This is a genomic window from Thiohalocapsa sp. (assembly GCF_022340605.1).
Taxonomy (GTDB): Bacteria; Pseudomonadota; Gammaproteobacteria; order Chromatiales; family Chromatiaceae; genus Thiohalocapsa.
In genome coordinates this window covers 19290-41047 of sequence record NZ_JAJDNQ010000142.1, presented here as the reverse complement: position 1 = coordinate 41047, position 21758 = coordinate 19290, and the positions used below count along the sequence as shown (strand labels likewise).

The 21758-nt window shown below is 67.5% G+C and carries 18 protein-coding genes; 11 read left to right on the top strand and 7 right to left on the bottom strand.

The features are described 5' to 3' along the window. Window positions 1-12 precede the first annotated feature (12 nt). Window positions 13-426 carry a PaaI family thioesterase gene (locus LJE69_RS17725; protein WP_296927362.1) on the top strand — a complete coding sequence of 138 codons (414 nt, stop codon included), beginning with the start codon at window positions 13-15 and terminating at the stop codon, window positions 424-426. Window positions 427-695: 269 nt separating this feature from the next. Beyond that, the gene (ilvD, locus tag LJE69_RS17720) at window positions 696-2549 is read left to right on the top strand and encodes a dihydroxy-acid dehydratase (RefSeq protein WP_296927361.1); all 1854 of its coding nucleotides are present in this window, start codon (window positions 696-698) and stop codon (window positions 2547-2549) included. 344 nt (window positions 2550-2893) lie between these two features. Here the strand turns inward: ilvD and LJE69_RS17715 are convergent, their stop codons facing one another. Next, window positions 2894-3229, bottom strand: coding sequence for a zinc ribbon domain-containing protein YjdM (locus LJE69_RS17715; RefSeq protein ID WP_296927360.1), 336 nt, complete (start codon window positions 3227-3229; stop codon window positions 2894-2896). A gap of 189 nt (window positions 3230-3418) precedes the next feature. Here LJE69_RS17715 and prpF point away from each other — a divergent pair, with 189 nt between their 5' ends. From prpF to LJE69_RS17700, 3 genes are all read left to right on the top strand, one after another. Next, window positions 3419-4597: a 2-methylaconitate cis-trans isomerase PrpF gene (prpF, locus tag LJE69_RS17710; RefSeq protein ID WP_296927359.1), complete on the top strand. Its 1179-nt coding sequence runs from the start codon at window positions 3419-3421 to the stop codon at window positions 4595-4597. Between the two features lie 503 nt (window positions 4598-5100). After that, a complete protein-coding gene (locus LJE69_RS17705; RefSeq protein WP_296927358.1) occupies window positions 5101-6111 on the top strand; it encodes an OmpA family protein in 1011 nt (336 codons plus the stop codon). Window positions 6112-6360: 249 nt separating this feature from the next. Further along, window positions 6361-6927 (top strand): hypothetical protein, encoded by a 567-nt coding sequence (locus LJE69_RS17700; RefSeq protein ID WP_296927357.1) that lies wholly within the window; start codon window positions 6361-6363, stop codon window positions 6925-6927. Between the two features lie 281 nt (window positions 6928-7208). On the opposite strand, the gene lon is transcribed toward LJE69_RS17700, so the two are convergent. Both lon and rsmA read right to left on the bottom strand, forming a co-directional pair. Continuing rightward, window positions 7209-9638 carry an endopeptidase La gene (gene lon / locus LJE69_RS17695; protein ID WP_296927356.1) on the bottom strand — a complete coding sequence of 810 codons (2430 nt, stop codon included), beginning with the start codon at window positions 9636-9638 and terminating at the stop codon, window positions 7209-7211. Window positions 9639-9774: 136 nt separating this feature from the next. Beyond that, window positions 9775-10629 carry a 16S rRNA (adenine(1518)-N(6)/adenine(1519)-N(6))-dimethyltransferase RsmA gene (gene rsmA, locus LJE69_RS17690; protein WP_296927355.1) on the bottom strand — a complete coding sequence of 285 codons (855 nt, stop codon included), beginning with the start codon at window positions 10627-10629 and terminating at the stop codon, window positions 9775-9777. A 233-nt stretch (window positions 10630-10862) separates the two neighbouring features. Here rsmA and LJE69_RS17685 point away from each other — a divergent pair, with 233 nt between their 5' ends. Further along, entirely contained in the window at window positions 10863-12188 is a 1326-nt protein-coding gene (locus LJE69_RS17685) for an AarF/ABC1/UbiB kinase family protein (protein WP_296927354.1), read from the top strand. Window positions 12189-12459: 271 nt separating this feature from the next. Here the strand turns inward: LJE69_RS17685 and LJE69_RS17680 are convergent, their stop codons facing one another. Both LJE69_RS17680 and LJE69_RS17675 read right to left on the bottom strand, forming a co-directional pair. Then, window positions 12460-12663, bottom strand: coding sequence for a hypothetical protein (locus LJE69_RS17680; RefSeq protein ID WP_296927353.1), 204 nt, complete (start codon window positions 12661-12663; stop codon window positions 12460-12462). A gap of 125 nt (window positions 12664-12788) precedes the next feature. Then, window positions 12789-13265: an EVE domain-containing protein gene (locus LJE69_RS17675; RefSeq protein ID WP_296927352.1), complete on the bottom strand. Its 477-nt coding sequence runs from the start codon at window positions 13263-13265 to the stop codon at window positions 12789-12791. Window positions 13266-13449: 184 nt separating this feature from the next. Here LJE69_RS17675 and LJE69_RS17670 point away from each other — a divergent pair, with 184 nt between their 5' ends. Both LJE69_RS17670 and LJE69_RS17665 read left to right on the top strand, forming a co-directional pair. Further along, a complete protein-coding gene (locus LJE69_RS17670; protein ID WP_296927351.1) occupies window positions 13450-14100 on the top strand; it encodes a hypothetical protein in 651 nt (216 codons plus the stop codon). Window positions 14101-14281: 181 nt separating this feature from the next. Further along, complete coding sequence (locus LJE69_RS17665; protein ID WP_296927350.1) at window positions 14282-14638, top strand: hypothetical protein; 357 nt, start codon at window positions 14282-14284, stop codon at window positions 14636-14638. A gap of 16 nt (window positions 14639-14654) precedes the next feature. Here LJE69_RS17665 and LJE69_RS17660 read toward each other — a convergent pair whose 3' ends face one another. Then, on the bottom strand, window positions 14655-17048 hold the full coding sequence (locus tag LJE69_RS17660; RefSeq protein WP_296927349.1) for a DUF4407 domain-containing protein: 2394 nt from the start codon (window positions 17046-17048) through the stop codon (window positions 14655-14657). A 3-nt stretch (window positions 17049-17051) separates the two neighbouring features. Further along, window positions 17052-17924, bottom strand: coding sequence for an ATP phosphoribosyltransferase (gene hisG / locus LJE69_RS17655; RefSeq protein ID WP_296927348.1), 873 nt, complete (start codon window positions 17922-17924; stop codon window positions 17052-17054). A 465-nt stretch (window positions 17925-18389) separates the two neighbouring features. On the opposite strand from hisG, the gene LJE69_RS17650 reads away from it, so the two are divergent. Genes LJE69_RS17650 through LJE69_RS17640 form a run of 3 tightly spaced genes read left to right on the top strand, consistent with a single transcriptional unit; the run spans window position 18390 to window position 21703 of the window. Next, window positions 18390-18956: a RimK/LysX family protein gene (locus tag LJE69_RS17650; protein WP_296927347.1), complete on the top strand. Its 567-nt coding sequence runs from the start codon at window positions 18390-18392 to the stop codon at window positions 18954-18956. Beyond that, window positions 18956-20494, top strand: a complete 1539-nt coding sequence (locus LJE69_RS17645; protein ID WP_296927346.1) for a UUP1 family membrane protein — start codon at window positions 18956-18958, stop codon at window positions 20492-20494. The genes LJE69_RS17650 and LJE69_RS17645 overlap by 1 nt, the downstream gene beginning before the upstream one ends. A gap of 3 nt (window positions 20495-20497) precedes the next feature. Then, window positions 20498-21703, top strand: coding sequence for an alpha-L-glutamate ligase-like protein (locus LJE69_RS17640; RefSeq protein ID WP_296927345.1), 1206 nt, complete (start codon window positions 20498-20500; stop codon window positions 21701-21703). Window positions 21704-21758: the final 55 nt, after the last annotated feature.

Genomic DNA, 21758 nt, shown 5'->3' with positions numbered 1-21758 from the left:
CCGTCCACCCGCATGCCAACCAAGGAAGAGCTGGCGGCCTTTTTTGCTGCCGAGTTTCCGCAAACCAAGGTCACGGTCGAGGCCGTCGGCGGGGGCGCGGCCAGGGTGCGCCACGCCATCGGCTTCGATGAGCTTCGGCCCGGCGGCACCGTTTCCGGACCGGTACTGATGGCCGTGGCCGATGTGGGGCTCTACGTCGCCATTCTCGGCGAGATCGGCATCACCACGGATGTGGCCACCACCAATCTCAACACCAACTTCCTGCGCATGCCCGCGGGCGACCGGGACATCATCGGCGAGTGCAGACTGCTGAAGGTCGGCCGAACGCTGATCGTCGGCGAGGTGTCTCTGTTTTCCGAGGGCGACGACCGGCCCGTTGCGCACGTCGTCGGGACCTATGCCCGTCTTTCCCCGAAGCATGCCTGAGCATCGTCGTCGTCCCGTACCCGCGCAAGGATTTGCCACCTGGTACACCGCGCAACACTTATCGCCAGGCTGGTTGGTTCTGGCAGGAGCAATATCGACCATGCTCTTCTGACGCCCGCGGTCGCGTTCTGCGTTCGTTGCCGTTCAGCCGCTGCCGCGGCTCCAGCCGCGTCCCTGGTGGACACCGACGCCGTCCGGGGCCTTCCCTCCCGTGCGGCGAGTGGCCACAATGGCGGACTGACACATCGCCCCGCAGCCCGGAGACACAGATGCCCCAGTACCGCTCCCGCACCACCACCCATGGCCGCAATATGGCCGGCGCCAGGGCGCTCTGGCGCGCGACCGGTATGACCGACGGCGACTTCGACAAGCCCATCGTCGCCGTGGCCAACTCGTTCACGCAGTTTGTCCCGGGCCATGTGCACCTGAAGGACCTGGGCCAACTGGTGGCTCGCGAGATCGAGCGCGCCGGCGGCGTGGCCAAGGAGTTCAACACCATCGCCATCGACGACGGCATCGCCATGGGCCACGGCGGCATGCTCTACTCGCTGCCGTCGCGGGATCTGATCGCCGACAGCGTCGAGTATATGGTCAACGCCCACTGCGCCGATGCGCTGGTGTGCATCTCCAATTGCGACAAGATCACGCCCGGCATGCTGATGGCCGCGCTGCGGCTGAACATTCCCACCGTGTTCGTTTCGGGCGGGCCGATGGAGGCCGGCAAGGTCCGGCTCGCCGACAAGGGCGAGCTGAAGCTCGACCTCATCGATGCCATGGTCACCGCCGCCAATCCCGCCGAGACCGATGCCGACGTCGCCGCCATCGAGCGCTCCGCCTGCCCCACCTGCGGCTCCTGCTCCGGGATGTTCACGGCCAACTCGATGAACTGTCTCACCGAGGCCCTGGGTCTGTCGCTGCCCGGCAACGGCTCGCTGGTGGCCACCCATGTCGGTCGCCGCGAGCTGTTCCTGGAGGCTGGCCATCTGGTCGTGGAGTTGGCGAAGCGCTGGTACGAGCACGACGATGCCAGCGTGCTGCCGCGCGGCATCGCGACTTTTGAAGCCTTCGAGAACGCCATTGCGCTGGACATCGCCATGGGCGGCTCCACCAACACCGTGCTGCACATCCTGGCCGCCGCCCACGCGGCCGGCGTGGCCTTCACCATGGCCGACATCGACCGCATGAGCCGCAAGGTGCCGAATCTGTGCAAGGTCGCGCCCTCGACCCAGAAATACCACCTGGAAGACGTCCATCGTGCCGGCGGAGTCATCGGTATTCTTGCCGAGCTCGACCGCGGGGGGCTTGTCCATCGCGACTGCCATACCGTGCACAGCCCGAGCATGGGCGCGGCCATCGATGCCTGGGACGTGATGTCCGAGCAGGCATCGGCGGCGCGCGAGCGCTACCTGGCCGGCCCCGGCGGTGTCCCCTCTCAAGTCGCCTTCAGCCAAGAGAGCCGCTGGCCGGACCTCGATTTGGACCGCACCGCCGGATGCATCCGCGACATCGAGCATGCCTACTCCAGCGACGGTGGCCTGGCCGTGCTCTACGGCAACATCGCCGAGCAGGGCTGCATCGTCAAGACCGCCGGCGTGGATGAGGAACTGCTGACCTTTTCCGGTCCGGCGCGCATCTGCGAGAGCCAGGAAGCCGCGGTCACCGCCATCCTCACGGACGAGATCAGGCCCGGCGATTGCGTCCTGATCCGCTACGAGGGTCCCAAGGGCGGCCCCGGCATGCAGGAGATGCTCTACCCGACCAGCTATCTCAAGTCCAAGGGTCTGGGCAAGGCGTGTGCCCTGATCACGGATGGGCGCTTCTCCGGCGGCACTTCTGGTTTGTCTATTGGTCACTGCTCGCCGGAGGCCGCCGAGGGCGGCGCCATCGGTCTGGTGGAAGAGGGCGATACGATCGAGATCGACATCCCCCGGCGCAGTATCCGCGTCCTGGTCGACGACAGCGTCCTCGCCGAGCGCCGCGCCGCCATGCAGGCCCGAGGCGACAATGCCTGGAAGCCGGTGGATCGCCAGCGCCCCGTCTCCGAGGCCTTGCGCGCTTACGCCGCCCTCACCACCTCCGCGGCCCGCGGCGCCGTGCGCGACTTGTCGCAGATCGGCGGCTGAACGGTGCCGGGATCGTGGCCCTATGGTGGGCAATGAGTGGTGGGGCATGAGTGGTTTGCCCCGGTGCCGGGTCTCCGATAACCCGGCAAGCGTTGCGTGCGTCGATCACGGCTTCACCCGCTGCCGCGGGAGCGCCGTCTTCGGCGCGACGGGCTCAGTCGCGGCGAGGACGCCGCTCCCACGGGGGCACGGCAGCGGCCGGAGTTATGAGCAAGACCGCATGGCGCGCAGGTTGGGCCGATCTCCGGATGCCGAGCGCGGGGGCCAAGGTCAGCGCCTGATGGTTGTGCGTCTTTCGTCGGCTCAGCCTGGACCAACGTCGCTGTATGCGCCCTGCGCGCGGCCTATGCCTTCTTCACGAACTCCGACTTCAACTGCATTGCACCGATGCCGACGATTTTGCAATCGATATTGTGATCGCCTTCGACGAGCCGGATGTTCTTGACCTTGGTCCCTACCTTCACGACCGACGACGAGCCCTTCACCTTCAAGTCCTTGATTACAATAACCCCGTCGCCATCGCTCAGCGGGGTGCCATTGGCATCCTTGACCACGACCGCCTCCTCTGCCGCGTCGGCTTCAGCCGACCATTCGTGACCACATTCAGGGCAGACCAACAGTGACCCATCCGCGTAGGTGTATTCCGAGCCGCACTCGGGACATGGCGGAAAATTACTCATAAACGCTTTTCTCTCTCAATCGATCAACGTATCCACTCTGCTTTGACCGCGCTGGCATTCGGAGGGAACCGTCTCCCGGGGCTGCCCGATGTCATCGGTTTCTCGTGGATGCCGATGCAGGCGGCGCCGGCGACCTGCGCATCGTACCCCAGCGACTGCCCCTCCAGCCTGCCCCAGAGGATCCATCGCATGCCCCATGCACCCCAGATCAGAATCCCCGCCACCTACATGCGCGGCGGCACCAGCAAGGGCGTCTTCTTCAAGCTGACCGATCTGCCCGAGGCCGCCCGCATGCCGGGAGAGGCCCGCGACAAGCTGCTGCTGCGGGTCATCGGCAGCCCCGACCCCTACGGCAAGCACACCGACGGCATGGGCGGTGCCACGTCTAGCACCTCCAAGACCGTGATCTTGTCCAAAAGCGAGCGGCCGGATCATGACGTGGACTACCTGTTCGGCCAGGTGTCCATCGACACGCCCTTCGTCGACTGGTCCGGGAACTGCGGCAACTTGAGTGCCGCCGTGGGCGCCTTCGCCATCGCGCACGGCTTGGTGGGCCCGGAGCGCATCCCCGAGAACGGCGTCTGCGCCGTGCGCGTCTGGCAGCAGAACATCGCCAAGACCATCGTCAACCACGTGCCCATCACCAACGGCGAGGTCCAGGAGACCGGCGACTTCGAGCTGGACGGTGTGACCTTCCCGGCCGCGGAGGTGCCGGTGGAGTTCGTCAGCCCCATCGACGCGGGCGAGGCCGTGTTCCCCACCGGCAGCCTGACTGACACGCTCGAAGTCCCGGGAGTCGGCACCTTCGAAGTCACCATGATCAACGCCGGCATCCCGACGATCTTCCTGCAAGCCGAGGACCTGGGCTACGACGGCACCGAGCTGCAAGACGCCATCAACGGCGACCCGGCAGCGCTGGAACGCTTCGAGACCATTCGCGCCCACGGGGCAGTGCGCATGGGGCTGATCGCGGACGTCTCGGAGGCCGTCACCCGCCAGCACACGCCGAAGGTGGCCATCTGCGCGTCTGCCAGGGACTACACCGCCTCCAGCGGCAAGACCGTCAAGGCGGCGGACATCGACCTCAACGTCCGCGCCCTGTCCATGGGCAAGCTGCACCACGCCATGATGGGCACCGCTGCCGTGGCGATCGCCAGCGCCGCGTCCATTCCCGGCACCCTGGTGAACCGCGTGGCCGGTGGTGGCCCGCGTGACTCGGTCACGTTCGGCCATCCCTCCGGCACGCTGAAGGTCGGCGCCGCCGCCTCCGAGCGCAGCGGCGATTGGTGCATCGACACGGTCGTCATGAGCCGCAGCGCCCGGGTGCTGATGGAAGGGTGGGTGCGTGTGCCCGGGGATGTTCTCTGACTTCGCTTGCAGGTCCGCGAGGACCTATCCCTCAGCCCGCACGCTTCCACCGGCCCCGGTAGGGACCAACGGGACGACGACTAGCCTGACATCGCAGCAGAGCGGCAAGCAGGTATCGATCCGCACCGAATCTTCAGGTCGCCCGGTTGCAGCCGCCTGGATGATGTGATGTGAGGCGGCAGGCCGCTTCTGTGGATGCGTGAGCGGCGGGGCATGGGGAAAGCCCCACGGAGGCTGGGCTTGATCCCTTTTCCTCGGCTGGGTATTGCCCGTCAGTTCGTCCGAAAGGTTTGCGCGTCTAGCGGAATCGTCCGCGGTCTGGGGTTATCGCGAGTTGGGCTAAACAGGTACGGTACCGTGGACCTTTGTGACGGTGGCCGATGTCGTGTATTCGCTCTGCGCGACCACAGTGAATGCATCGCGCTCCCACCTGCAATTGAGGCAAATTTTGGCCTCAGTGAATTGCCTAGAGTCGCGCAGCCAGCTAGCAAACCGAGGGAAACATGAAACTCAGCAGACGCTTTTTTTGGGGACCTTTGCTCGCGGGGTTGATCCCCGTCGGCACCGCCTGGGGGCAATGGGACGCCGGGATCTCGCAGGTGAACATCCTGCTGCCGCCGGTGGCCTGGGCCTATACAAGCGACAGCTTGGGTACCGCTGCCGAGGCCCCGGACCAAGTGGTGAACAACGGGGTCATGAAACTCAAGTACGTCGCTGCGCCGAAACAAGGCAGCGACTGGCCGTGGCTGCAGATCCAGGCCGATTTGCCTTACAGCCTGGCCGAGGTCGACAGCGTTACCATCAGCTATTCCAGCGATCATCCCATAGAAGTGCTTCTGCCCCAGCAGGCGTTCATCGACGACGGAAGTTTTGCGCATTATCGATACACCTTACCCGCTGCCGCTCAAGGCGACACCCGAACGATCAAGCTGGATGCCTTCGGTCTGCCGGATTGGGCGTCCGCTGACAGCCGCAAGGTTGCGTTCAATCCCGCTGAGGTGCATGCCGTCGCCGTCAGTCCCGCTCTGGGCGAAGGTGGTGCGCCTGGGACGCTGCAAGTAGATCAGATCGTCCTGAACCGCAAGTCAGCAGAGGCTCGGGCCAAGGAGGCCGCTGCAGGTCCGACTCCCGAGAACCCGCCGGCGGAAACGGCAGCCGAGACGCTGCCGGCAGAGCAGGCAGGGACGCAGGTCATCTATTTCAGCACCAACAAAACCGACGTGGCGGCCGAGTACTTACCCATCCTGGGGCAGGTTGCGGAACAACTCAAGGCGGAGCCGAACTTGCGATTGGAGATCACGGGGTTCGCGGATTCCCGCGGTGACCACGCCTACAATCTCTCCCTATCCGAACAACGGGCTGAGGCTGTGGCGCAGCATTTGAGCGGTAAAGGGGTGCCAAGCGACCGCGTGGAGATAAGTGGTCGGGGTGCTGCGGGCCCCGCCGCCGAACAGGCTGATACAAAGGCGCTTCAGCGCGAGCGTCGAGTTGAGCTGAGGCTCGTGCAGGAATAGCAATTGCGCTAGAGCGATGCCGATTAGGCCAGGAGACGCCGAAATTGGCCAGCCTGGCCAATCTCGGCGTCTTCTGAGCCCGGCGATGCGCGTTGCCAGCGCCCTATGCGCTCGCCGATAGCGACGTAGGGTACCGGGCATTTTTTTGGCACGCGGTTGTGCTCGCCATCGCTTGCGCCAACTCCGGGACACGGTTACGCTCTCGCGGCGTCTGAAGTACATGGGTAATACCACTTCGAGGAGGAGTTCATGTCCAAGCAAACCGTCGTAATCGCCGCCGCAGTTGGCATGCTGTTCGCTGCACCGACCTTCGCACAAGTGGATCTGAAGACCGAGCCAGTCGCCGCTGATGCAGTGCAGACCACCGTCGAGGGCGAGGTCATGGTGGTCAACCCTGACACCCGGCTGATGACCCTCAAGACCGCCGACGGCAGCTTCGAGGTGCTGCACGTGCCGCCGGAGGTAAAGCGCCTGGATGCGATCAAGATCGGCGACCATGTGACCGTCACCGAGACCTCAACGGCCCTGATCGAGCTGCAGTCCGGCCGCGATGCCGGCGCCATGGGCATGATGGGCAGCACCGAGACCGAGCGGGTTCCCGGCAAGAAGCCCGCCGGCAGCATCATCGATACCCTGACCCTGTACGGCAAGGTCGTCGGCGTCAACAAGGCCGCCGGCACCGTTACTGTCAAAGGCGCCCAGAGTACCCGGACCTTCAATGTGGAGAACAAGGAGCTGCTGGATCAGCTCAAGGTCGGCGACGGGGTGGTGGCCCACTTCCGCAACGTCATCACCGGCGAGGTGACGGTCAAGTAACGCCGCGTGATGCACGCTCCGGCGCCGATCGACGCCGATTCTGCGAAGAAAGCCGCCCTCGGGCGGCTTTCTTATGAGGTGACAATGCAGGCGGCCGCGGGGTGGGCGCGGTTGCAGGCCTTTCTGCTGAGCCTCGATCATCCATGCGGGTCAGGACTTGTTCCCGTGGGAGCGGCGTCTTTGCCGCGATCGGGCGCCCACCGTACCGAATACGGTGCTCCACATGGGCCGACCGGCGTTATGACTGACGTGTGCGCGTGGTGCTTCCTGTTCACTGGGACTTATTTGGGTTTCGCGAACAACAGCGCCGCCACGTCCTCGAAGCGGTTGACGAAGTGCACGGTCAACCCCTTCTTGACGTGCTCCGGCACCTCGTCGAACTCGCCCTCGTTGTCCGCCGGCAGGAGGATCTCCTTGATGCCTGCGCGGCGTGCGGCGATGAGTTTCTCGCGCACGCCACCGATGGGGAAGACCTCGCCCGTCAGCGTCAGCTCGCCGGTCATGGCGATGCGCCGCACCGGCTTGTTGCGCGCTAATGACAAGAGCGCGGAGGCCATGGTGATGCCGGCCGAGGGGCCGTCCTTGGGCGTGGCGCCGGCGGGCACATGCAGGTGGATGAAGCCCTTTTCGAAGAAGTCCGGATTGGCGCCGAACTGCACCGCGTGGCTGACGATGTAGCCGTAGGCGATCTCGGCGGACTCCTTCATCACGTCGCCGAGTTGGCCAGTGAGCTTGAAGCCGCGGTTGTACTCGTGGGTGCGCACCGCCTCGATGGAGAGCGTGGCTCCGCCCATTGCGGTCCAGGCGAGCCCGGTGACGACGCCGGGGCCGCTCAGCTTGCGCTCGTCACGGAACACCGGGCTGCCGAGGTAGTCCTTGAGCTGTGCTTCGCTCACGGTGACCGGCGTCTCCTCGCCTTCCAGCAGCCGCACCGCGGCCTTGCGCACGATCTTGCCGAGCTGCTTCTCCAGCCGGCGCACGCCGGCATCCCGGGCGTAGCCCTCGATAAGGGCGCGCAGGGTCTTGGTGTCCACCTTGACCGCGTCCTTGTCGAGGCCGGCGCGCTCGATTTGCCGTGGCAGCAGGTATTTCTTGGCGATGGCCAACTTCTCGTCGGCGATGTAGCCGGAGAGCTGGATCACCTCCATGCGGTCCAGCAGCGGGCCGGGGATGGTGTCGGTCTGGTTCGCGGTGCAGACGAAGAGCACCTTCGAGAGGTCGAAGCGCAGGTCGAGGTAGTGGTCCAGGAATTCCCGGTTCTGCTCCGGGTCCAGGACCTCCAGCAGCGCCGAGGCGGGGTCGCCGTGGTAGCTGGCGCCGATCTTGTCGATCTCGTCCAGCAGGATGACCGGGTTCTCGGTGCCGGCGTCCTTCACCGCCTGGATGAACTTGCCGGGCATGGCGCCGATGTAGGTGCGCCGGTGGCCTTTGATCTCCGCCTCGTCGCGGATGCCACCCACCGAGAAGCGGTAGAAGTGCCGGCCGAGGGTGTCCGCGATGGAGCGCCCGATGGAGGTCTTGCCGACGCCGGGTGGCCCCACCAGCAGAATGATCGATCCCGCGATCTCGCCCTTGTGGATGCCCACCGCCAGGAACTCCAGGATGCGCTCCTTGACGTCGTTCAGGCCGTAGTGGTCGCGGTCCAGGACGCGGCGGGCGCGCTTTAGGTCCAGCTTGTCCTTGCTGTGGATGCCCCAGGGCAGGAGCGTGATCCAGTCCAGGTAGTTGCGGGTGACGGCGTACTCGGGCGAGCCGGTCTCGAGGATGGACATCTTCTCCAACTCCTCGTCCACCCGCTTCTGCGCCTCCTGGGTGAGGGTCAGCTTCTCGACCCGCTCTCTGAACTTGTCGAGCTCCGCGGTGCGGTCGTCCTTGGCGATGCCGAGCTCCTTTTGGATCACCTTGAGCTGCTCTTTGAGAAAGAACTCCCGCTGCTGCTTCTGCATCCGCTCTTCGACCGTAGCGCGGATTTTCTGCTGCGCGCGGGCCAGCTCCAGCTCGTTGTTGAGCAGCACCAGCACCTTCTCCATGCGCTTCATCAGCGGCACCACCTCCAGGACCTCCTGCAACTGCTCTTTGGTGGAGGTGGTCAGGCTGGCCGCGAAGTCCGCCAGGTGCGAGGGATCGTCCGGGCCGAAGCGGTCGAGGAACATCTTCAGCTCTTCGACATAAAGCGGATTCAGCGGTAAGAGTTCCTTGATGGTATTGATGACCGCCATGGCGTACGCCTTCACCTCGTCCTCCGGGACGGGCTTGGGCTCCGGCATGTATTCCACCCGCGCCGAGAAGGGCGCTTTGCGGTTGACGAAGCGGTCGATGCGGAAGCGTTGCAGGCACTCCACCAGCACCTGCAGCTTGCCCTCGTCCTCGGCGACCCGATGCACGCGGCAGGCGGTGCCCACCGGGTGGAAGTCGTCCGTGGAGGAGTCCTCGGAGGAGTCGCTGCGGGTCAGCACCACGCCGAGGATCTTATGCTGGGTCTCGCTCACCTCCATCAGCGTGCTGCGCCAGTGTCCGGCGTCCATCAGCAGCGGCACCGCCTGGCCCGGAAAGAACGGCCGCGAGGCCACCGGCAGCAGCGGGATCAGCGTCGGCAGGACGTCCGATGCCCGGGCCAGCTGGAGGCCTTCGGCTTCGGCGTCGGCCGTGTCGGCGAGCTCGTCGCGTGGCTCGTGAAGCTGGTCGTCGTCTGGGGCTGGGATGTCGTTCATGGCGCAGGTGACGGGTGTCGATGTGGCGCTGACGGCAATGGCGGTGTCGGCGCATTGCCGGTTCTATCCGTGGTGGCGACGAGACCGTGTACCGCATGCGGCGGTACCCGGCAGTTAGCCAATTGACCCGTCAATTTCAGGGATTGATTCCGGGATTGCAACCGGGCGCTGCGTCGGCCGCTGCGTTGGCGAGCCGCGCGAAGTCCGCAACCGAGAGCTGCTCCGCGCGCGACCCCGGGTCCAGCCCGCAACGCGCCATGAGTGCGGTATCCGCGAGCCCCCGCAGGCTGTTGCTGATGCGCTTGCGCCGCTGCGAGAAGGCGGCGGCAACCAGCCGCGCGTGGAGCGCGGGGTCGCGCAAGCTCACCGGCGGCGGTCGCAGCGGCCGCAGCCGCACCACGGCGGAATCCACCTTGGGCGCCGGCGTAAAGGCGCCGGGGCCGACGGTGAGCACCCGCGCCACCGCGCATTGGCTCTGCACCATCACCGACAGCCGCCCGTAGGACTTCGAGCCGGGCTCGGCGGCGAGGCGCTCGACGACCTCCTTTTGCAGCATCAGGTGCATGTCCTCGATGCAGCGGGCCTGCTCGAGGAAGCGGAACAACAGCGGCGTCGAGATGTTGTAGGGGAGGTTGCCGACCAGGCGCAGGCGCCCGCTGGCATCGGTCTCGGCTTTGGTCTCCCCGAGCAGCGCGCATAGGTCGAACTTCAGCGCATCCGCCTGGTGCACCCGCAGCCGGCCGAGCGCGCCGAGCCGCTGCGCGAGCGGGCCGACCAGGTCGCGGTCCAGCTCGATGACGTCGAGCTCCCCGGCGGCCTCGAGCAGCCCGGCGGTGAGCGCGCCCTGGCCAGGGCCGATCTCCACCAGGTGCTTGCCCGGCGCCGGCGCCACCGCGGCCAGGATGCGGCGGATGGTGCCGGGATCGTGCAGGAAGTTCTGCCCGAAGCGCTTGCGCGGGCGGTGCTCGGACGGGGCTGGCGGGTGCGGCATAGCGGTCGATTGCGGCGGATGCTTGGCGTAATGCAGGTGCGAAGCATCATCAATGCCAGCCAACCCCGGGGCAAGTACCCTTGTCCGCCAGTCCTTGTGCCCTGGGGGCGCCGAGCTCCACTCGGCGCGTCCGCAGCGTCGGACAGGTGCCCTTGCCGTCCAGTCCGTACGCCTGCATCTCTGGGCAAACCCTTTACAGCCGGGGTCCAGTACCTCGACAGGAGCTTTCCGTCATGTCCGCAGCCATTAATCCGGCCGGTCGCAACGTGCCGAGCCGCCGCCTGAGCCGGCTCTGGCACCTGGGCCGCGCCACCACGGACCTCGCCGCCGGCGTCGGTCTGCGCGGCATGTTGGAGCTTGCGCGCAGCCGCGCGAGTGGCGAGGTGGCGCGCATCCAGTTGAGCCCCGAGGCCACCCGCCGCTTCACCGACCGGCTCGCCCGCATGCGCGGTGCCGTCATGAAGATGGGCCAGCTCATGTCCATGGACGGCACCGACCTTTTCACGCCCGAGGCCGCGGAGATCATGGCCACTCTGCGCGATCGCGCCGAGCCCATGCCCATGAGCCAGCTCACCAAACTGCTGGAGCGCGAGTGGGGTCGGGATTGGAACAAGGCGTTCCGCCGCTTCGAGTTCACGCCGGTGGCCGCCGCCAGCATCGGCCAGGTGCACCGCGCCGAGACCAAGGACGGCCGCCGGCTGGCGCTGAAGATCCAGTTCCCGGGCGTGCGCGAGAGCATCGACAGCGATATCGACAACCTGTCCTTTCTCGCCCGCAACCTCGGTATGGTGCCCAAGGGGATGGACGTCGGCCCGCTGCTGGAGGAGGCGCGCATGCAGCTCCACCAGGAGGCGGACTATGCGGCCGAGGCCGCCGCGCTGATGCGTTACCGCGCCCTGGTGGGCGAGGACGTGGACTTCTTCGTGCCGGCCGTGCACGCGGACCTCAGCACCGGGCGGATCCTGGCCATGGACTTCGCCGACGGCGTATCCATCGACCACCTCGCCGAACAGCGCTACAGCCGTGCCGAGCGCGACCGCGCGGCGACCCTGCTGGTGCGGCTGATGCTACGGGAGCTGTTCGACTTCGGCCTCGCGCAGACCGATCCGAACTTCGGCAACTACCTCTACGATGCCGCGACCAAGCGCATCGTCCTGCTGGACTTCGGCGCCGCGCTGCCGGTGCCGGCGGAGCTGGGCGAGCATTACCGTGCGTTGGCCCTTGCGGCGCTGGCCGACGACGCCGCCGGTCTGCGCGAGGCGTCCCTTGCGCTCGGCTACCTCGACCCCGAAGCCGACGCCGCCACCGCCGACGCGCTGGTGGCGCTCATCAAGCTCTCCTCCGAGGTGCTCACCCCCGGCGTCTACGACTTCGGCCGGTCGGACCTCTTCGAGCGCCTCTACGTGCAGGGGCGTGACATGTTCATGGAAGACGCCTTCACCAAGCTCCCCGAGCCCATCACCGTGTTCCTGCAGCGCAAGTTCGCCGGCATGTTCATGCTCTGCCGACGGTTGCGCGCCCGCGTCGATCTGCGCGCGCTCCTCGACCCCTACCTCTGACCGGCGGGCGCCGAGTTGCACTCGGCACGCGCGGCGACAGCCGCGCTCAGTGCGGGCAGATTCTGGCGCGACGACGCGTCAAGTTTTGTGTGCACCGCAGCATCGATCAGGAAGGGCCAAGGGCCGGAACGGCAGTCGAGCGGAGCTGAGCGGCCGCGTTTTGGGCCTTAGGCCTCGGCCCTTGTTGCATGCGTGGAGTCGATGGACGCGACATGCGCCGCCTCATGCCGTTGTCGGTCTGAGGCAGCGCCTCGCTAGGCGCCGTGTGCCGTCACACCCCCGAATCCAGATGGATCTCCATCAGCGGCACGACGACGTCAAGCCGCTCCGGCCTCAAGCCCTCGTCCAGGCGTTCCGGCAACGTCGGCTGCCAATGCCCGTTCTGCTTGCGATAGTGCAGAACTGCGACCTCCGTGGAGGCGACGAGCACGTAGTCGGTCAGGCTGACATAGGCTTGCTTGAGGGACGCGGACATGGCTTGGCGGTCCTGGCGGCGGGTGGAGATTCGGCTGGCGGGCGTGGCTATGTCGCCCCGCTCTCGCCCTTCCAAAGCTTAGGCAACTCAGGTGCTTGCGGCAAACGGCGCGCCCACCTCCCGGGCTACTCCAGGCCCAAGATCAGCGTCCACTGCGCGTCGGTGACGGGCATGATGGACAGCCGGTTGCCGCGGCGCACGAGCGGAAAGTCCGCCAGGGGGCTGTCGGGGTCGCTTGCGGCGATGTCTTTCAGCTCCGTCAGCGTGACGGTGCGCTTCAGGTGGCGCACGTAGCGCAGGTCCACCATGAACCAGCGCGGGTCGTCCGGGTCGCTCTTTGGATCGTAATACTTGGCGTTGGGGTCGAAGGCAGTGTGGTCGGGGTAGCCCTCGCGCGCCACCTCTGCGATGCCGACGATGCCGGGCTCCTTGGTGTTGGAATGGTAGAAAAAGACCAGGTCGCCGAGCCTCATCTCGTCGCGCATCATGTTGCGCGCCTGGTAATTGCGTACGCCGTCCCAGGGCTCTGTCTGATGGGGGCGGGCTGCCAGGTCGTCGATGCCGAAGGCGTCGGGCTCGGATTTCATCAGCCAATGGGCCATCTGTGTGTGTCTCCTGCTGTGGCGATTGGCCCATGGTAAGCGACGGGCGCGGCGACGCGTCATTGCCGCGGCTCGGCTGCGGGATCTTGCCTATACTGACGTGTTGGCATCCAGCCAGTCCGCGGCCGGTGCAGTGTATCGGTCCGTGGCATCGAGACGGGAATCAAGACGGGAGTCGTACCTCATGCACGCCAGAGCCATCACCACCTTCGGTCTCGCCGCACTGCTCGGCAGCGGCAGCGTCCAGGCCCTGGACATGTCCGACATGATGAACCCATCCAAGTGGTTCGGCGGCAAGAAGGAGGAGGCGCCGCCGGAGCGGATGCCGCCGCAGCTCTACCCGAGCATGCCGCCGGCAGGGGCGCAGGCGCCAGCCCAGATGCCCGCCCAGATGCCCGCCCAGATGCCCACTGGCGCCGCGCAGCAACCGCCACAGCAGCAGATGCAGGGGCCACCCCAGCAGGCTTACCAGCAGGCGCCGGCGCCGCAGATAGGCCAGGGCCAGATGCCGATGCCGCCACAGGGCGGTACACCCGCTGGCTACGGCCAGCCGCAGATGCCGCCGCAGGGCTACGGCTATGCACCGGGTTATGCACCCGGTTGGGGTGGAGCGCCGGGCTATGCGCCCGACGCGGGCTATGCGCCGGGCTATGGACCGCAGGGTTATCCGCCGGCAGCCGGCTATGGCCCCAACGGCTATGCGCCCTATGGTCCCTATGGCTATGGCCCCTATGGACCTGACTACGGTCGTGACGAAGAGAACGGCGGTAGCGGCTTCAATCCGATGAAGATGATGACCGCGCCCATGAAAATGATGGGGGGCAACAAGGACTGAAATTCGGCGCCCCCAGGGAGCCGGGCACGCGGCGGGTCGACTGAACGTCGGCGCTTCCGGGGCGACGCCATTCGGCGGGATGTCCCGGGGGCTGGCCATCGGGGCGTGCAAGACCCATCTTCCGCGCAGATAAGCTTTACTTCAGGCCGAGCTAATCGGGCCGAATGCTGCCGGAGACGCCATGGAACAACGCCCCGCCATCAAGACCGCACTGCCGAGACACCGCTATCAGGTCGGCGACCACAGCGCCACGGTGCTGGGCGACGTCGACAGCGACGACCCGCACGCCTATCGCTGGATTTTGGCCCTGGTGCCCATGGGCAGCCAGGAGCCGAGCCTCTACGTCTGTGCCCAACAGGCAGCGCCCGAGCGGGTCTCGGCCGGCGCCTACGACCTGCGCGTGGTGTCGGATGCCATCACCGATGTGGTGGACACCGCCGACCGCTGGGGCGATCTCGACACCTTCAGCGAGCAGGCCCTGGACCTCGCCTGCCAGGTCCTGGGACTGAGGCAGGAAATGGTGGTGAAACTGATGTGAAAAGGGCGCCGGGGCCTCAGCCCCGGCTCAGCAGCAGCCGGTCCAGCGTGCCGCGATATTCTTCCACTCGCGCCGCCAGGGCGGTGGACTCCGCTTCCAGCGTGCCGACGGCCTTGGTGAGGTCCTCCGCCGCCGCCGTTGCGCCCGCGCGCTCGGCGCTCAGTTCATCACGGCGCTTGTGCAGGGCCGCTGTGGTGCGCTCCAGTTGACTTAGCTCGCGCGCGGCCTGCCGGCGGCGGCGCGTCTCGGCATCGGCGGCGAAGGGCAGGGCGCGGCGATGGCCGTCCGGGCGACCGTTCAGCCCACCGTTCGCCACACCATTCGGATGTCCGTCGAGGACCAACCGGAGTGCACCCTCGCGCCCCTTCAGCTCCTGCTCCCGCAGGCCGATCTGGTCCAGCTCCGCGGTCAGCGCGGCGACGCGGTCGGCGCGCTCGCTGCGGCGGGCGTTGAGCCCCGCGAGGTCCCGCCGCAGCCGCGCCTCGGCCTCGCGCTCCTGCGCCAGCAAGGCGCGCGTCTCGCGGATGCGAATCTCGCGATCCGCGGCGTCGCGCTCGGCCTGTTCGGCGGCGGCATGCTGCGCCAGTTCGCGCTCCTTGAGCCGGCGATGATCGTCAAGCGCAAGTTGCTTGCGGCGGGCGCGGTCGCGCTCGCGCCGCTCGGTGGACTCGAATTCCCGCCGTAGCCGATCCAGCTCGGCCTCGGCAGCGGCGCGCTCCTGCGCCCAGGCGGCGCGCTTCTGGGCCATCTCCTCCTCGATCCGTCCGCGCTCGCTGGCGAGCCGTTCCAGCTCCGCCTCGGTTTCCGCCACCATGCGCCGCTCGGCCTCGCGCACCTTCGCGTCCAACTCGCGCGCGTGGGCGGCGAGCTCCTCCTCGTGGCGGCGGCGCTCCAGTTGCAGGCGGGCGTCGATGTCGTCGCGGCGGGCCTGCAAGAGGTCTGCCTCATACTGGGTGTCTGCCGTCAGCCGCTTGAGGCGCGACTCGGCGGCGTGCACGGCCTGGTAGCGCGCCGCGTAGCCCTCGGGGTCGCGCTCCCACCGCGCCCACAGCCGCGCGAAGTCCACCGGCGAGAGTTGCCGCACCGGGTCGTCGTGGTAGTCGAAGCCGGGGATGTGCGCGAGCCCGCCCCTGAGGTACCTGCGGTAGTGGACCTGCGCGTTTTCGCTGTAATAGGCGTGCACCGACGGGGGCTCGAAGAGCTTCAGCGCCAGGAGCGCGAAGAACAGGATGCCGAGCGCCGCCTGCGCGAAGCCCTCCACGGTCTCGAGGTGCGGCACGCCGGCCTCGGCGGGGCTGTTGCGCAGCGCGTTGAGGCCCTTGGAGCGCGCGGCGAAGGTGAGCTTGGGCGGCGCCGCCGGCGGCTGCTCGGCGGTGACGTCGGCGGTGATGTCGTCCATCAGCTTGGCCTGCTCGGCGCGCACCTGCTGCAGGGCGTCGGTGCGCTCGGCGAGGCGCTGTTGCAGCCCGGCGATGGCGCTCTCGACGCCGGACAGGCGCTGATCGCGCTGCTGCTGCACCTCGGCGAGCTGGCTCTCCAGCAGCTTGACGCGTGTGTTCCACTTGCGCGCCGCGGGGCCGTAGCCCTCGGGGCGGCCGTTGCGGCCGAGTACTTCGTCGCCGACGCGCGCGCGGGCGTCGGCGAGGTCGCGGGACAGCACCTCAACCTGCGGCGTGAATTCGGCCTCGATGCCCTTGCGCTGCTCGCGCTCGGCGGCGAGGGATGTCTCGAGCCGCTCGATGTCGCCTTGCAGCGCATCCACTCGACCCAGCAGACCGGCGTCGCGCTGCTCGGCGCGGGCGCGCACCTGCTCGCGCAGGGTCACGTCGCGCTGCTTGTAGTACTGCTCCACCTGCGCCTGGTGCCAGGCGGCAATGTCGTCGGCGCGGATCAGCTTCTCGATGAAGGGCGCTGTGACGTAGAGCGAGATGCCGACGATGGCGATGCGCACGCCGATGCCCAGATACCAGCGCACCACCGGCCCGCCGCCCTCGTCGCCCATGGCGTGGCGGCGGCGCCGCGTGAAGGACGGGCGCTCGGACATGATGAGCGAGGCGTCCACGATCCAGATGATGGAGAACAGCAGCACGAACATGAACACGGCCACCGGCGGCCGCAGCCAGGGTGTGGCGGAGGGCACCAGCGAGGCGCCGACGGCACCCCAGACGAAGCCCTCGATCCCGGCCATGAGCAGGATCACAAGCCACGCGGAGCCGAGCCAGATGCCCGCAGCGGGCGTCAGCATGCTGCGGCCGTAGGGGCGCAGCGTCAGCACGTCCAGCAGCGTCGGCCGGTGCGGGAAGCCGGTATGGTCGGGGGCGAGGTCGTCGGCGCTGCGATGCAGCGACAGCCGCGGCACGGCGTCGCGCAGCGCGGTGAAGAATCGGCGGACGGCGGTGGGTGTGCGCACGGCTCAGACCATCTTGCGCAGCTCGTATTCCAGGATGCCCTCGGCGCCGGCGGCGCAGAGCTGCGGGATCAGCTCGCGCACCCGGCCGGCGTCGACGATGGTCTCCACGGCGAGCCAGCGTCTGTCGTAGAGGTGACTGACCGTCGGCGCATGCAGGCTCGGCAGCAGGGCCACGACGGCGTCGAGCTTGTCTGCCGGCACGTTGCACTTGAGCGCCACCTTGTGGCGGGCGGCCAGCGCGGCCTGGAGCATCAGCGCGATCTGCTCGATCCGCGCGCGCCGCTCCGGGTCGGCCATGGCGGCGTGGTTGGCGATGAGCCGGGTGTCGGTCAGGAGCAGGTCAGCGACGATGCGCAGCCCATGAGCGCGGATGGTGCTGCCGGTCTCGGTGATCTCCACGACGGCGTCCACCAGCCCCTCGACGGCCTTGGCCTCGGTGGCGCCCCAGGAGAACTCTACCTCGGCCTCGATGCCCCGCTCGGCCAGGTAGCGGCGGGTGAAGCCCACCAGCTCGGTGGCGATCTTGCGCCCGGCGAGGTCCTCGACGCGCTCGATGGGGGAGTGCTCCGGCACCACCAGCACCCACCGGCTCGGCCCGTTTGACGCCTTGGAGTAGGTCAGGGTGCAGACCTCGGCGACGTCGGCCTCGGTCTCCAGGATCCAGTCGAGCCCCGTGAGGCCGAGATCGAGGGTGCCGCGCTCCACGTACCGGGCCATCTCCTGGGCGCGTACGAGGGCGCAGCGGATGGATGGGTCGTCGATGTCTGGGTAGTAGTTGCGTGAGTGCGGCGTGATACACCAGCCTGCCTGGGCAAAAAGCCTGATGGTAGCCTCCTCGAGACTACCCTTGGGGATACCGAGCTTGAGCGGAGTCATGACTCGTCTGGATGCCGGATGGATATGACAACAGGGCGACATTATTGCCCACGGCACGGCCACGCGTGGACGAAACGGCGACCAGCGTTGGCTCTGATGCCACGGATGGCCCCCTCGAACTTGCCGAATTCCCCCAACCGGACTAGGCTCACGGCCCCTTAGGGCTCTGCCGATGTCTTCAGTGCTTCCCAACAGGCAGGATGCCCGGACATTTTCATGGCCGCCGAAGCACTGGAAATGACGGAGCCGGGGCGCCGCCCAGCGTCTGACCGGGTGCGGGCTCCGGACTGCTTTTGGTCCCGTTTCCGATCCGCTTATCGCCAATCATCGGCATCTTCGTCAGCGTCTCGACGCCCGGGAGCCATGGCCGGCGCGCCCAATCGGGCCAAGTCGCGCAGCCAACCGCAGGGTTCCGGGACCACCGCCCGGGTGTCGATGCGACGCCCGCCGACTGCAACCGTTCGCATGCTCTCCGCCGTGCCCATGCCGTACCTGTCCATCGCCCTCGTCCTGATGCTGCTCTGCGCCGCCGCCCCGGCCGTGCAGAAGTCCACCCCCAAAGACCCCGTCCGCGCAGACGGCTTGCGCGAGGCCGGCTGGCTGCAGAGCATTCGCCTGCAGCCGCACGGCGTGCGGGTCACCGCCAAGCTGGACACGGGCGCCAAGTCCAGTGCCATCCACGCGGTGGAGGTGGAGCGCTTCGAGCGCAACGGCGTCAAGCGCGTGAGGTTTTCCTTATACAAGAATCACGCCGAGCAGTCCGGCACCAAGCTCACCTACGACCTGCCCGTCGCCGGCACGGTGCGCATCAAGCGCGGTTTCGGCAAGCCGGTGGATGAGCGTGTCATCGTGCGGCTCAGCTTCTGCATCGACGGCGAGGTTATGGACGGGAGGTTCAGCCTGGTCAACCGCGCCAACCGCAACTATCCGGTGCTGCTCGGGCGCGAGTTCCTCAAGGACCACTTCGTGGTCAACGCGGCAAAGACCTTCGTCTTCCCCTACGGCTGCCCGTCCGACAAGGGCGGGAACTGATGCCACCGCGCTTCTTCGCGCGGTTGTCGCCGCTGGCGATCATCGCGCTGCTGCTCGCCAGCGTCGGCATCGGCATGACGCTGCTGAAGGCGGTGCACTACCAGGTACCGCTGCTGCCGGAGCTCACCACCTCGGTTTGGACCGTGGAGGCGCGCATCGGTTTCGAGGGCAAGGGTGGCGCCTCGAAGGTCGAGCTCGTGCTGCCGGCGGCCGAGTCCATGGAGCGCGCCATCGACGAGAACTTCGTGTCCCGCGGCTACGGACTCGCCATCCTCGACGCCAAGGGACGCCCGCGCGACGCCACCTGGACGCTCCGGCGCACGCCGAAGAGCGAGCAGGCGCTCTACTACCAGGTGAAGGTGGCCGGCGACAAGGTGCTCACGGATGCCTCCGTGCCGCCCTTCCCGCCGGTGCCGGACTACAAGGAGCCGCTCGGCTCCGCCATTCAGGCGGTGCTGGGCCGGGCGCGGCGGCAGTCGGCGGACGTCTTCTCCTTCACCGAGCAAACCCTGCTGATCCTGGCGGACAGAGACGACGAGAACGTCAAGGTCATCCGCAACGTCAATGACCGCCCGAGCTGGGCGCACCTGGTGGCGGAGATCCTCGCCGGCGCCCGCATCCCGACCCGCATCGCCTATGGGCTGTCACTGAACCGCCCGCAGGTGGACGCCAAGCTGATCCCGTGGCTGGAGGTGCATAACGGCGACAACTGGAAGGGCTACGACGCCGCCACCGGCAAGCCGGGCTATCCGCCTGGATTCTTCATCTGGCGCTACGACACCCCGGACCTGCTCCACGTGCGTGGCGTGCGCAACCTGCACCTGGGCTTCTCCACCACCCAGACGCGCGTGCCGCAGATGGACGTGGCCGAGCTCACCGGCGCGGCCTTCCGCGTACAGCCCTTGGGCCTCGATCTCACCCGCCTGCCGGTGTCGGTGCAGAACCTCTATCGGGTGGTGCTGATGCTGCCGCTCGGCGCGCTGGTGGTGGCCTTCATGCGGGTGGTGATCGGCGTGCCCACGTTCGGCACATTCATGCCGATCCTGATCGCGCTGGCGTTCCGGCAGACGCAGTTGCTGTGGGGGCTCGTGCTGTTCCTGCTGCTGGTGTTCGTCGGCCTGTCGCTCAGGCTGATGCTGACCCAGCTGCGGCTGTTGCTGGTGCCGCGGCTGGCGGCGATCCTGGTGGTGGTGGTCTGCCTGATGCTCTCCATCACCCTGCTGAGCTATCGCCTCGGCGTCGAGCAGGGCCTGTCCATCGCGCTGCTGCCGATGGTGATCCTGACCATGACCATTGAGCGCATGTCCATCGTTTGGGAGGAGCGCGGCTTCCTGGAGACCGCCAAGGAAACCATCGGCTCGCTGTTCGTGGCCATCTGCGGCTTTTTTGTCATGAACGAGCCGCACCTGATGCATCTGATGTTCTACTTCCCGGAGCTGCTGCTGGTGGTGCTGGCGGCGCTGCTCCTGCTCGGCGCCTACAGCGGCTACCGGCTGACGGAGCTGTTCCGCTTCGGCGCCCTGGCGAGGGCGCGCTGAGTCATGGCCGGCGGCTTGCTGACCCGGTGGTCGGGGCTCCAGGATGGCGGCGTGCTGGGCATCAACGCCCGCAACCGCCGCTACGTGATGCGCTACAACCCACGCCACAAGTACCCCTTGGTGGACGACAAGCTCACCACCAAGCGCTTGGCGCTGGAGGCGGGCCTGGCGGTGCCGGAGCTCTATGGCGCGGTGCGCTTCCAGGGCGAGCTGATCAAGCTGGACCGGCTGCTCGACGGACTGGACTCCTTCGTCATCAAGCCCGCCCACGGCAGTGGCGGCGATGGCGTGCTGGTGGTCACCGACCGCCGCCGCGGGCTCTATATCAAGGGCGACGGCCGGGCGCTGATGCTGCGGGATATCGAGTACTTCGTCTCGAACATCCTGAGCGGGGTGCACTCCCTCGGCGGCATACCGGATGCCGCCATGATCGAATACCGGGTGCGCCCGAGCCGGCTGTTCGATGCGCTCAGCTACCGCGGCGTGCCGGACATCCGGCTCTTGATCTTCCGTGGCATCCCAACCATGGCCATGGTGCGGCTGCCGACCCGTGCCTCCGACGGCAAGGCCAACCTGCACCAGGGCGCCGTCGGCGTGGGCATCGCCCTGGCCACCGGCGTCACCGGTCACGGCGTGGTGCGCGACCAGCTGATCGGCGAGCACCCGGACTTCGGCACCCGGTTGACGGGCCACGCCATTCCGGATTGGGAGGCGCTCCTCGCCGTCGGCGCCCGCTGCGCCGACTTGACCGGCCTCGGCTACTGCGGTGTGGATCTGGTGCTGGACGAGGAGCGCGGCCCCATGATGCTGGAGGTCAACGCCAGGCCCGGGCTGGCCATCCAGATCGCCAACCAGTGCGGGCTGGAGCGGCGGCTCGGGGCCATCGAGGCGATGCAGACCTTGCCGACCGACATCGGCGAGCGGATCGCGCTGGCGCGGGCATTGGATGAGGCGGAGCGGCCGCAAGCGTCGGCCGGGGCGGTGGCCGCGGCCAAGACCGGCGAGCCCGCGCCCGAGCCGGCCGTGACGTCATCACGGCAAGTTGCTTCCGAGTCGGCCCAAGAGCCGCTATCGGTATGGATGTCAGGCCCTGAGACCGCGGCGACGCCGAAGCCGGCACCGCTGCGCCGCAAGGCGAGGCGTGTCCTCACCGCAAGGACATCGGCCGACGCGCCAACCGAGCGCCGCGCGCGATCGGGCCAAGCCTGAATCCCCAGAAGCAGGGAGCGCCGGCTTCCAGCCGGCACTTGGGTGGCGTCGCGGC

Coding starts and splice junctions, on each gene's coding strand:
- LJE69_RS17650 (WP_296927347.1), top strand. CDS start 18,390: ATGCTCTCCGCCGTGCCCATGCCGTACCTGTCCATCGCCCTCGTCCTG.
- LJE69_RS17715 (WP_296927360.1), bottom strand. CDS start 3,229: ATGAGTAATTTTCCGCCATGTCCCGAGTGCGGCTCGGAATACACCTAC.
- LJE69_RS17645 (WP_296927346.1), top strand. CDS start 18,956: ATGCCACCGCGCTTCTTCGCGCGGTTGTCGCCGCTGGCGATCATCGCG.
- ilvD (WP_296927361.1), top strand. CDS start 696: ATGCCCCAGTACCGCTCCCGCACCACCACCCATGGCCGCAATATGGCC.
- LJE69_RS17680 (WP_296927353.1), bottom strand. CDS start 12,663: ATGTCCGCGTCCCTCAAGCAAGCCTATGTCAGCCTGACCGACTACGTG.
- LJE69_RS17705 (WP_296927358.1), top strand. CDS start 5,101: ATGAAACTCAGCAGACGCTTTTTTTGGGGACCTTTGCTCGCGGGGTTG.
- LJE69_RS17640 (WP_296927345.1), top strand. CDS start 20,498: ATGGCCGGCGGCTTGCTGACCCGGTGGTCGGGGCTCCAGGATGGCGGC.
- rsmA (WP_296927355.1), bottom strand. CDS start 10,629: ATGCCGCACCCGCCAGCCCCGTCCGAGCACCGCCCGCGCAAGCGCTTC.
- lon (WP_296927356.1), bottom strand. CDS start 9,638: ATGAACGACATCCCAGCCCCAGACGACGACCAGCTTCACGAGCCACGC.
- LJE69_RS17665 (WP_296927350.1), top strand. CDS start 14,282: ATGGAACAACGCCCCGCCATCAAGACCGCACTGCCGAGACACCGCTAT.
- LJE69_RS17725 (WP_296927362.1), top strand. CDS start 13: ATGCCAACCAAGGAAGAGCTGGCGGCCTTTTTTGCTGCCGAGTTTCCG.
- LJE69_RS17675 (WP_296927352.1), bottom strand. CDS start 13,265: ATGGCCCATTGGCTGATGAAATCCGAGCCCGACGCCTTCGGCATCGAC.
- LJE69_RS17670 (WP_296927351.1), top strand. CDS start 13,450: ATGCACGCCAGAGCCATCACCACCTTCGGTCTCGCCGCACTGCTCGGC.
- LJE69_RS17700 (WP_296927357.1), top strand. CDS start 6,361: ATGTCCAAGCAAACCGTCGTAATCGCCGCCGCAGTTGGCATGCTGTTC.
- hisG (WP_296927348.1), bottom strand. CDS start 17,924: ATGACTCCGCTCAAGCTCGGTATCCCCAAGGGTAGTCTCGAGGAGGCT.
- LJE69_RS17685 (WP_296927354.1), top strand. CDS start 10,863: ATGTCCGCAGCCATTAATCCGGCCGGTCGCAACGTGCCGAGCCGCCGC.
- prpF (WP_296927359.1), top strand. CDS start 3,419: ATGCCCCATGCACCCCAGATCAGAATCCCCGCCACCTACATGCGCGGC.